11 protein-coding genes and 1 pseudogene are annotated in these 9,400 nt (G+C 64.2%); 8 read left to right on the plus strand and 4 right to left on the minus strand.

Features of this window, described 5'->3' with window-relative positions:
* The first annotated feature begins 165 nt into the window (after nucleotides 1-165).
* The 3 genes from LU671_RS27810 to LU671_RS27820 all read left to right on the plus strand — a co-directional run bounded on the left by LU671_RS27810 (nucleotide 166) and on the right by LU671_RS27820 (nucleotide 1,831).
* The gene (locus tag LU671_RS27810) at nucleotides 166-348 is read left to right on the plus strand and encodes a hypothetical protein (RefSeq protein ID WP_232857661.1); all 183 of its coding nucleotides are present in this window, start codon (nucleotides 166-168) and stop codon (nucleotides 346-348) included.
* A 115-nt stretch (nucleotides 349-463) separates the two neighbouring features.
* Entirely contained in the window at nucleotides 464-982 is a 519-nt protein-coding gene (locus LU671_RS27815) for a GNAT family N-acetyltransferase (protein ID WP_232857663.1), read from the plus strand.
* A 183-nt stretch (nucleotides 983-1,165) separates the two neighbouring features.
* Nucleotides 1,166-1,831, plus strand: coding sequence for an SOS response-associated peptidase (locus LU671_RS27820; RefSeq protein ID WP_232857677.1), 666 nt, complete (start codon nucleotides 1,166-1,168; stop codon nucleotides 1,829-1,831).
* A 44-nt stretch (nucleotides 1,832-1,875) separates the two neighbouring features.
* Here the strand turns inward: LU671_RS27820 and LU671_RS27825 are convergent, their stop codons facing one another.
* Together LU671_RS27825 and LU671_RS27830 are read right to left on the minus strand one after the other, a co-directional pair.
* Entirely contained in the window at nucleotides 1,876-2,232 is a 357-nt protein-coding gene (locus LU671_RS27825) for a VOC family protein (protein WP_232857665.1), read from the minus strand.
* Between the two features lie 185 nt (nucleotides 2,233-2,417).
* Nucleotides 2,418-2,657, minus strand: coding sequence for a YceK/YidQ family lipoprotein (locus tag LU671_RS27830; protein ID WP_232857667.1), 240 nt, complete (start codon nucleotides 2,655-2,657; stop codon nucleotides 2,418-2,420).
* 97 nt (nucleotides 2,658-2,754) lie between these two features.
* Here LU671_RS27830 and LU671_RS27835 point away from each other — a divergent pair.
* The 3 genes and pseudogenes from LU671_RS27835 to LU671_RS27845 form a co-directional block, all read left to right on the plus strand.
* Nucleotides 2,755-2,977 (plus strand): annotated as a pseudogene (locus LU671_RS27835) (site-specific integrase); the annotation flags it as partial.
* Between the two features lie 20 nt (nucleotides 2,978-2,997).
* Nucleotides 2,998-4,584, plus strand: a complete 1,587-nt coding sequence (locus LU671_RS27840) for an ABC-F family ATPase (protein ID WP_232857669.1) — start codon at nucleotides 2,998-3,000, stop codon at nucleotides 4,582-4,584.
* A gap of 357 nt (nucleotides 4,585-4,941) precedes the next feature.
* Complete coding sequence (locus LU671_RS27845; RefSeq protein WP_232857671.1) at nucleotides 4,942-6,108, plus strand: MFS transporter; 1,167 nt, start codon at nucleotides 4,942-4,944, stop codon at nucleotides 6,106-6,108.
* On the opposite strand, the gene LU671_RS27850 is transcribed toward LU671_RS27845, so the two are convergent.
* The gene (locus LU671_RS27850; RefSeq protein WP_232857673.1) at nucleotides 6,067-7,116 is read right to left on the minus strand and encodes an alpha/beta hydrolase family protein; all 1,050 of its coding nucleotides are present in this window, start codon (nucleotides 7,114-7,116) and stop codon (nucleotides 6,067-6,069) included. The genes LU671_RS27845 and LU671_RS27850 overlap by 42 nt on opposite strands.
* A gap of 148 nt (nucleotides 7,117-7,264) precedes the next feature.
* On the minus strand, nucleotides 7,265-7,876 hold the full coding sequence (locus LU671_RS27855; protein ID WP_062363121.1) for an FMN-dependent NADH-azoreductase: 612 nt from the start codon (nucleotides 7,874-7,876) through the stop codon (nucleotides 7,265-7,267).
* Nucleotides 7,877-8,009: 133 nt separating this feature from the next.
* On the opposite strand from LU671_RS27855, the gene LU671_RS27860 reads away from it, so the two are divergent.
* Entirely contained in the window at nucleotides 8,010-8,912 is a 903-nt protein-coding gene (locus LU671_RS27860) for a LysR substrate-binding domain-containing protein (RefSeq protein ID WP_232857674.1), read from the plus strand.
* Nucleotides 8,905-9,282, plus strand: a complete 378-nt coding sequence (locus LU671_RS27865) for an MmcQ/YjbR family DNA-binding protein (protein WP_232857676.1) — start codon at nucleotides 8,905-8,907, stop codon at nucleotides 9,280-9,282. The genes LU671_RS27860 and LU671_RS27865 overlap by 8 nt, the downstream gene beginning before the upstream one ends.
* The last annotated feature ends 118 nt before the right edge of the window (nucleotides 9,283-9,400 follow it).

Genomic DNA, 9,400 nt, shown 5'->3' on the forward strand with positions numbered 1-9,400 from the left:
CTCCCCGCATGATCGGTTTCCTGGGTTCAAGCAACTCCCATTCCAGCCCGCCAGCGCCAGGACCCCGCCCATTGGTCAGGCGAGACGGGCGTTGCGGGCAAACAGGCGTTTACTGATGGTCATGCCCTCCGGCTCTCGCAAGGATGCTCATCAAGGTGTGCCCCCATGAGACGCATCCAGAAGATCATCCAGCAGCGCCGTCGGCAGCTGCATGTCCACATTCCGCCCAGCGAATTGAAGGGAATGCAGTGTGGCGATATGCCCAGCGCGGCGAAACCGCTGCCGCCGCTAGAGGTTCGTCAGGCAGGAATGAGAAGTGCAGCGCTTGAGAGATCGACCACTGACTGAACAGGCCCTGCCCAGGCTGTTAGAGTGAGCCAGGAGCCAGATCCAGTGAGGTCTGTTTACCAGGTTGGCGATAGACACCTGCCCGACCCAGACAGGCGATGCCAGGAGGCAATCAATGCAGCCGATCACTTTGCGCAAAGCGCTCCCTCAGGATGCCCTGTGTCTTGCCGCACTCGGCATTCAGGTCTTTCTCGATACCTATGCCACCGAAGGCATACGCGACGCCATCGCCCAGGAAGCCCTGGACTCATTCTCGCCAGACAGCCTGTCGAAGGTGATTGCCAGACCAGATACCTTCATCACGCTCGCAGAGATTGACGGGCATCTGGTCGGTTTTGCCCAGGTCGCCATGAACATCGGCCATGAACGGATTGCCAACCCGCAGGCGTGCGAGCTGCAATGCCTCTACCTGCAGGAGCGATTTACCGGGCAAGGCATTGGTTATCGCTTGCTCGAGGCCGCCGAGCAACAGGCCAGGCGTGATGGCGGGTCGATCCTGTGGGCCACTGTCTGGGCGAGGAATGGTCGGGCGCTGGCGTTCTATCCTCGACAAGGTTACGAGCACCTTGGCTCGCAACCCTATACATTCCAGAACGAGACGCATGAAAACCAGTTGTTCAGCAAGTTATTGTGAGGGCCGACAGGACACCAGGTGCGCGATTGAGCGATGCATCCCACTAATGCTCGACCGCAGGCAACGATCCAACAGCCGTTTGCCTCGCTGGTCAGCGGGTTCCTGGCGCAATCATCCCGCAACTGATGATCGCTGACATTGCTCGACGACCTACCCTTTGAGCTCAAGCAGGAGGGATGGGAAATGTGCGGACGGCTGAGCCAGTACCGCGGACTCCATGACTTCGTCGAGACCCTGAGCATTCCGCAGGCCTGGCGGAACAATATCGGCGAGCAGCCGCTCGGCCACTACAACGTTGCGCCGACCACGCAGGTCGCGGTGCTTAGGGTAGACGACGCAGGTCCGCGCGCGGACCTGGTGAGATGGGGATGGCGTCCACATTGGGCGACCGACCGGGCCACACCGATCAATGCCCGCATTGAAAAGGTAGCGCACGGCGCCTTCTTCCGGGCGATATGGCCATACCGGGCCATCACCCCGGTGGACGGCTGGTATGAATGGGTGGATGAAGGCGGGCCGAAGAAGCAGCCCTACTACATCCGCCGACGCGATGGTCGCCCTGGCCTGTGCGCCGCCATCGGCCAGTTCGCCGGCAACGATCATGACGGGTTCGTGATCATCACCGCCGATGCCCAGGGCGGCCTGGTCGACGTGCACGACCGGCGACCGGTTGTGCTGCCGTCTGGCCTGGCTATCGAATGGATGTCGGTCCCTATGCCCAGTGAACACGCCGAGCAGTTGCTGCTCAACCTGGGCGAGCCGTCGGAGACTTTTGAGTGGTACCGGGTGGGCGCTGCAGTGGGTAACGTACGCAATCAAGGACAGGATCTGATCGAACCGGTTCAGTGAAGGACTAGCGACTGGCAAGGGGCTTCAGGTTAGCTCCGTCCACCTCAATCTGCAGCCGTCCAGACAGCCAGCTCATAGCCATCTGGGTCGATGAAGTGGAACCGTTTTCCACCTGGGAACGAAAACGCTTCCCGGCTGATCTTGCCGCCCGCCGCCACGACACTGTTCTGAGCTTTGGCAAGATCGTTTGCGTACAGGATGACCAACGGCCCTCCGGGCCTGACCGGCTCGCCCGTGGTGAAGCCGCCGGCAAGCCGACCGTCACTGAACTCGGTGTATGTCGGACCGTAGTCCATGAAGGTCCAACCGAACACCGCGCCGTAAAAATCCTTGCTGCGCTTGATGTCGCTGACGTTGAACTCGACGTTGTCGATCTGGCTATCCTTCCCTCGATTGCTCATTGGCACCTCCCTGTTGGAGGCAGGAATCTACCATAGCCCGGCTACGGCCGGCTTCAACGCCCGCATAGGACAAGATACAGAATCGCCTGGAGGCGAGACCTGCTACAGCTTTTGCCAGTCATGCTGGCGCTGGACGGATGAAAAGCCAGGCTGGATCACGTCCCGATTTGGACGAGTCCGCTACGTTAAAGATTACAGGTGTATTGATACTCGAAGGGAAAGAAGACGGTGTCGACCACCAGGGAAAACGGCGCGTCTACCAGTAGAAAAGGGATCAGCTTTCCTTTGGATGTCCCTACCAGCCACCAATCGAACCTGAGGCCGATGTAAGGACAACGGTGCTTGTCATAATCCATGCGCATGGCGGTGGCCATGCATCCGTTCAAGCTGGTAATCAGCACCAGTAAAATCGCCTTGCGAACCACCTAGCGTCCTTATTGCTTCCTTGCACAGACCTCTATAGACGCTGTTGCGTGGAGTTGGTCACCCACTGTCGCCGATGGAGAAGGGGCTAAGTGAACTGGGGATCAGGAGGAGCCCCCATACAACTGTCGTCGCACCTATGCGACAATAGGCGCAATGTCTGGCCTCAACTCCCGCATTTTTCACCCAACAGCTGGGTCACAGCGTGCGAATGCTGCTGTCGACGCATGCGCGTTGGCTCAACTCAAGCTCCGACTGGAGCGAGCTGGACACGCTCAGGATTGGTATCAGATCGGTATCAGCTGAAAATCCAGCCGCGTAAGTTACTGATAGGTAAGCGCTTTGATCTCCACCGCTAATATCACCATGCAGTTCGGCTCCAAGCCCCTGTTCGAAAACGTCTCGGTCAAATTCAACAACGGCAACCGCTACGGCCTGATCGGCGCCAACGGTTGCGGCAAGTCGACCTTCATGAAGATCCTCGGCGGCGACCTGGAGCCGTCCGGTGGCCAGGTGATGCTCGAGCCCAACACCCGCCTGGGCAAGCTGCGCCAGGATCAGTTCGCCTACGAAGAGTTCGCCGTGATCGACACGGTGATCATGGGCCACGAGCAGCTGTGGAAGGTCAAGGCCGAGCGCGACCGCATCTATTCGCTGCCGGAGATGAGCGAGGAAGACGGCATGGCCGTCGCCGAGCTGGAAACCGAATTCGCCGAGATGGACGGCTACACCGCCGAATCCCGCGCCGGCGAGCTGCTGCTGGGCCTGGGTATCCCGCTGGAACAGCACTTCGGCCCGATGAGCGAAGTGGCCCCGGGCTGGAAGCTGCGCGTGCTGCTGGCCCAGGCGCTGTTCTCCGATCCGGACGTGCTGCTGCTCGACGAACCGACCAACCACCTGGACATCAACACCATCCGCTGGCTGGAAACGATCCTCACGGCGCGTAACAGCACCATGATCATCATTTCCCACGACCGTCACTTCCTCAACAGTGTCTGCACCCACATGGCCGACCTGGACTACGGTGAGCTGCGTCTGTTCCCCGGCAACTACGACGAGTACATGACGGCCGCGACCCAGTCCCGCGAGCAGTTGCTGTCGGACAATGCCAAGAAGAAAGCCCAGATCGCCGAACTGCAGACCTTCGTCAGCCGCTTCTCGGCCAACGCCTCGAAAGCCAAGCAGGCCACCTCGCGCGCCAAGCAGATCGACAAGATCCAGCTGGCCGAGGTCAAGCCGTCGAGCCGGGTCAGCCCGTTCATCCGCTTCGAGCAGACCAAGAAACTGCACCGCCAGGCAGTGATCGTCGACAAGATGGCCAAGGCCTTCGACGACAAGGTGCTGTTCAAGGACTTCAGCTTCACCATCGAAGCCGGCGAGCGCGTGGCCATCATCGGCCCCAACGGTATCGGCAAGACCACCCTGCTGCGCACCCTGGTCGGTGAGATGACCCCGGACAAGGGCGAAGTGAAGTGGACCGACAGCGCCGAGGTGGGCTATTACGCCCAGGATCACGCCCACGACTTCGAAGACGACGTGACCCTGTTCGACTGGATGGGCCAGTGGACCAGCGGCGAGCAGGTGATCCGCGGCACCCTGGGGCGCATGCTGTTCTCCAACGACGAGATCCTCAAGTCGGTGAAGGTGATCTCCGGCGGTGAGCAGGGCCGCATGCTGTTCGGCAAGCTGATCCTGCAGAAACCCAACGTGCTGGTGATGGACGAACCGACCAACCACCTGGACATGGAATCGATCGAGGCGCTGAACCTGGCGCTGGAGAACTATCCGGGCACCCTGCTGTTCGTCAGCCACGACCGTGAGTTCGTGTCGTCGCTGGCCACCCGCATCATCGAGCTGACGGCCGATGGCGTGGTGGACTTCAGCGGTACCTACGACGACTACCTGCGCAGCCAGGGTGTGGTGGTCTGAGCCAACGCTGAGTAACCTTCATCGCGGGGCGAGTCCGCTCTCATAACCCGCCCTTTCAAGTGTCGATAATTGGCGCCCGACTTGGATTTGCCAGGGCTGCTTTGCAGCCCTTTCGCGGCACAAGGCCGCTCCTACAGGGCGTGTGGTCTCCTGTAGGAGCGGCCTTGTGCCGCGAAAGGGTCGCAAAGCGACCCCGGCACAAAACCTTGAAAGGGCTGGCTCTCACAACGGTATTTGACATGCTTGTGGGAGCAACTGTCTTGCACTGCCTGCGGCCAATTAGTTAGCCTGCTTTCTTTTCCGTCGCGCAGCGGCCATGATGGGCACAGCCCCACCGCCCGCCCGCGAACGAGCCCCATGACCGCGCCACACGCCTCCAGCGTCACCCTGCAGATCCTCTCGATCGTCTTCTATACCTTCATCGCCTTTCTCTGCATCGGCCTGCCGATCGCGGTGCTGCCTGGCCATGTGCACGACCAGCTGGGCTTCGGCGCGGTGATCGCCGGCCTGACCATCGGCCTGCAGTACCTGGCCACCCTGCTCAGCCGGCCCTTCGCCGGACGGGTGGCGGACACCCTCGGCGGCAAGCGCGCGATCCGCTACGGCCTGTACGGCATCGCCGGCTGTGGCGTGCTGACCCTGCTGTCGGCCTGGACCTTGACCCTGCCCTGGCTGAGCCTGGCACTGCTGCTGGGCGGCCGGCTGTTGCTGGGCATCGCCCAGGGGTTGATCGGCGTCGCGACGCTGAGCTGGGGGATCGGCCAGGTTGGGCCGGAACATACTGCCCAGGTCATTTCCTGGAACGGCATCGCCTCCTATGGCGCCATCGCCATCGGCGCGCCCGCCGGCGTGCTGCTGGTGGGTGGCCTGAGCTTCGCCGTGCTCGGTCCGGCACTGCTGGGCTTGGCGCTGCTGGCCCTGTTGGTGCTGCGCACCCGGCCGGACGTGGTGGTGGTGCGCGGCGAACGGTTGCCGTTCTGGTCGGCGTTCGGCCGCGTGGCGCCCTGCGGCGTGGGACTGACCCTGGCGTCGATCGGCTACGGCACCCTGACCACCTTCGTCACCCTGTACTACCTCGAGCGAGGCTGGGCCGGCGCCGCCTGGTGCCTGAGCGCCTTCGGCCTGTGCTTCATCCTGTCGCGGCTGCTGTTCGTCAATGCGGTCAACCGCTTCGGCGGCTACAACGTGGCCATCGTCTGCATGGCCACCGAGGTGCTCGGGCTGACCTTGCTATGGCTGGCGCCGTCGCCGTTGTGGGCGATGGTCGGTGCCGGGCTGACCGGCTTCGGCCTGTCGCTGGTGTACCCGGCCCTGGGCGTCGAGGCGATCCGCCAGGTGCCCAGCAGCAGCCGTGGCGCCGGGCTGGGCGCCTACGCGGTGTTCTTCGACCTGGCGCTGGCCATCGCCGGCCCGGTGATGGGCGCGGTGGCGGTGCACCTGGGCTATGCCTCGATCTTCTGCGTCGCCGCCCTGCTCGCCCTGTCAGGGGTGGGCCTGACCCTGCTGCTGGCCCGCCGCGGCTGAACGCTCGGCGGGCTCCGGCGCGCCCAGTGCCTGGCTGAAGAAGGCGGTGGTCTCGCTGCGCAGCGAACGATGGATATGCCGACGGTCGACGCCCTCGGCGTCCTTGCACAGCACTGGCATGCGCTGGTGCTGCTCGTCGTCGCACGGGGCCATGAACACGAAGTGTCCGGCACCGGCCAGCAGACGGTAGTCGGGCGTGACCGGCAGCTTGCGCGCCAGGGCATCGGCGTTATGCTCCAGGGCCAGGAGCTGGTCGTTGTCACCGCTGTAGATCAGTGCGGGCACCTGCACGCCAGCCAGGGCGTGGCGGCCGAACATCAGGCTCAACGGCGCCATCAGCATCACCGCGCCCACCCGGGGGTCGGCGCGGGGCGCCAGCTCGCTGTGATCGGCGATCAGCACGCCATGGGTCTTGCAGGCGTCAGCGTCAGTGGGGCGTTGCTCGCAATAGCGGCGCAGGCGTTCGAGGTCAGGACGTGCGCCGGACAGGATCAGCGCGGTCTCGCCGCCGGCGGAATAGCCGATCACCCCGACCTTGCCATCGTTCAGGTACGGCGCGAGCAGCTTGTCGCTTCGCGACGCGGTGATCGCGGCGCTGATCTGCAGGGGGCGGCCATAGAGGTTGCTGAGGGTACCCAAACGACTGTGGTCGCGGTTGTTATCGCCGGGATGAACCACCGCCACCACCACGAAACCCTGGCGGGCCAGGCCATTGGCCAGGTCGTGCAAGGCCATCGGGCTGCCGGTATTGCCGTGGGAGATCACCAGCAGCGGGAACTGGCCCATGGCTACCGGCGCCTCTTCGGCGACACGGGTCTGGTAGCCCTCGATGCGCACCGGATGCGCCTCGCCACTGGAGGGGTAGAACACCAACGCCTGCATGGGCCGGGCGTCAACCGGGTCGCTGAAGGTCAGGCGGTGCAAGCCGGCTGCCCACGGCGCCGCGTCGGCGCGGGCCAGCAGGCCGCCCAGCAGCAACAGCGCCATCAGCATGCGGGCTCGCTTCATCGCAGGGCGCTCCTCGTCGCAAGGCACTGCGCGGTGCTCAGGTATGGGTCCCAGCATAGAACCCGGCGCGCCGGCGGCACATGAAAACTGGATGAAAAAAGCCGACTGGCGCGCTGGGCGGCAGTCGGCTTTAGGTGCGCAATGGCGATCAGGCGGCGGCGAACAGCTCACCTGCTATCTGCGCCTGGGCGGCGTCGATGGCCTTGGCACGGTGTTCCGGGCCGTAGGCCAGGCCGTGGGCGCGGACGATTTCCAGGTCGGTGATGCCGATGAAGCCGAGGAACACCTTGAGGAAGTCTTCATGGCCGACGCCGGTAGGCTGGCCCTGATGCAGGCCGCCAGCGGTGGACACCAGGATCACCTTCTTGTCGCCGCACAGGCCTTCAGGGCCGGCCTCGGTGTAGCGGAAGGTCTTGCCGGCCACCGCCACGCGGTCGATCCAGGCCTTGAGCTGGGTCGGCACGGTGAAGTTGTACATCGGCGCGCCGATCACCACGGCGTCGGCGGCGAGGAATTCTTCCAGGGTCTCGGCGCTCAACTTGGCCTCGTGGGCCTGGGCAGCGTCGCGCATCTCTTCCGGGGTGCCGGCGGCTACCAGGGTGGCGGCGGAGAAGTGGCTGATGGCGTCGGCGGCCAGGTCACGGTAAACCACTTCGAGGCTCGGGTCAGCAGCTTTCCAGGCCTCGACCACTTCGCGGCTCAGCTGACGGGAGGCGGAATTGTCGCCCAGGATGCTCGAATCGATATGCAACAGTTTCATGGGACTCTCCTGTGAATGAAGACCGCGGCGGTGGGCGATCACGATGGGAGCAATCCTATAGGCACATCGAATAGCTGATAAGTCGGTAAAAACGCGTTAGTTTGTTCCACTGATGGAACAATGAGACAGCCAAATGCAAGACCTCAACGACCTCTTCTACTTCGCCCGGGTGGTCGAAGCCGGTGGTTTCGCCGCCGCCGGGCGCCAGCTGGGCATCCCCAAGTCACGCCTGTCGCGGCGCATCGCCGAGCTGGAGGAACGCCTGGGCACCCGCCTGCTGCAGCGCACCACCCGCCAGCTCAAGCTCACCGCCGTGGGCGAGCGCTACCTGAACCATTGCCAGGCCATGCTGCTGGAGGCGGAAATGGCCGACGAGGTGGTGGCCAGCATGTCCAGCGAGCCCCGCGGCCGCCTGCGGGTGTCCTGCCCGGTGGCCCTGGCCCACGCCTTCCTGCCGGATGTGGTTAGCCGCTTTCTTGCCCAGTACCCCCTGGTGCAGCTGGACATGGTGCTGCTCAACCGCCGGGTCGACCTGATCTCCGAAGGCATCGACGTGGCCCTGCGGGTACGCGACCTGGGTGACGAGGACCCGGCGCTGGTCACCCGCCGCCTGCGCCAGGCGCAGATGCAGCTGGTGGCAGCGCCTGGCTTCGCCGACCATATCCGCGAACCCGCCGAGCTGGCCACCCTGCCAGTGCTAGGCGCGGCCGAGGCCGACCGCCTGGTGCACTTCCGTTTGCATGGGCCGCACGGGCGCCAGGAGGACGTTGCCCTGGAGCCGCGGCTGGCCATCGACGATTTCGTCGTGCGCAACGCCGCGGTACGCGCCGGGCTGGGCTTCACCGCCCTGCCGTCGATGTTCTGCGAGGAGGAACTGGCCCGTGGCGAACTGGTGCGCCTGCTGCCAGACTGGTCGCTGCCCGGCGGCTACCTGCAGGCGGTCTACCCGCACCGCCGCGGCCTGCTGCCGGCGGTACGCGCGTGGATCGATCACCTGGCGGTCTCGTTCGAGGCCTGTGGAGAGCGTTATGTCTGAGAAAAGGATGTCCGAGGATCAGGTGGCGGCGCTGTGCCTGGCCCTGCCCGGGGCGCGGGAAGACTATAAATGGGGCGGCATCCGGGTGTTCTCGGTGGCCGGCAACAAGATGTTCGCCGTGCAGGACCTGGGCGGCGCCGGCTTGTCGTTCAAGGTGGCCGACGAGCTGTTCCTCGGCTACTGCGACCGCCCCGGCATTCGCCCGGCGCCTTACCTGGCGCGGGCGAAATGGATCAGCATGCTGCCGCCCTACCCCATGGGCCGCGACGAGCTGAGCGACCTGCTGCGCCGGTCGCACCAATTGGTGGTGGGGCGGTTGCCCAAGGGCCAGCAGGTTGGGTTGTTGCTTGGGGCGGACGAGGTTCCTTAGGGTGATCGGCGTTGTAGTTGCAGCGCCTGTCAAATCGAGCGCCGCCCGCGCGGCGCATCGCGGCACAAGGCCGCTCCTACATCTGTTTCGGGCCAGTCAAACCTGTGCCATTACCTGG

The sequence above is a fragment of the Pseudomonas sp. NMI760_13 genome (assembly GCF_021283245.1).
GTDB classification, from domain to species: domain Bacteria; phylum Pseudomonadota; class Gammaproteobacteria; order Pseudomonadales; family Pseudomonadaceae; genus Aquipseudomonas; species Aquipseudomonas peradeniyensis.

Coding starts and splice junctions, on each gene's coding strand:
- LU671_RS27810 (WP_232857661.1), top strand. CDS start 166: ATGAGACGCATCCAGAAGATCATCCAGCAGCGCCGTCGGCAGCTGCAT.
- LU671_RS27815 (WP_232857663.1), top strand. CDS start 464: ATGCAGCCGATCACTTTGCGCAAAGCGCTCCCTCAGGATGCCCTGTGT.
- LU671_RS27820 (WP_232857677.1), top strand. CDS start 1,166: ATGTGCGGACGGCTGAGCCAGTACCGCGGACTCCATGACTTCGTCGAG.
- LU671_RS27825 (WP_232857665.1), bottom strand. CDS start 2,232: ATGAGCAATCGAGGGAAGGATAGCCAGATCGACAACGTCGAGTTCAAC.
- LU671_RS27845 (WP_232857671.1), top strand. CDS start 4,942: ATGACCGCGCCACACGCCTCCAGCGTCACCCTGCAGATCCTCTCGATC.
- LU671_RS27850 (WP_232857673.1), bottom strand. CDS start 7,116: ATGAAGCGAGCCCGCATGCTGATGGCGCTGTTGCTGCTGGGCGGCCTG.
- LU671_RS27855 (WP_062363121.1), bottom strand. CDS start 7,876: ATGAAACTGTTGCATATCGATTCGAGCATCCTGGGCGACAATTCCGCC.
- LU671_RS27860 (WP_232857674.1), top strand. CDS start 8,010: ATGCAAGACCTCAACGACCTCTTCTACTTCGCCCGGGTGGTCGAAGCC.
- LU671_RS27865 (WP_232857676.1), top strand. CDS start 8,905: ATGTCTGAGAAAAGGATGTCCGAGGATCAGGTGGCGGCGCTGTGCCTG.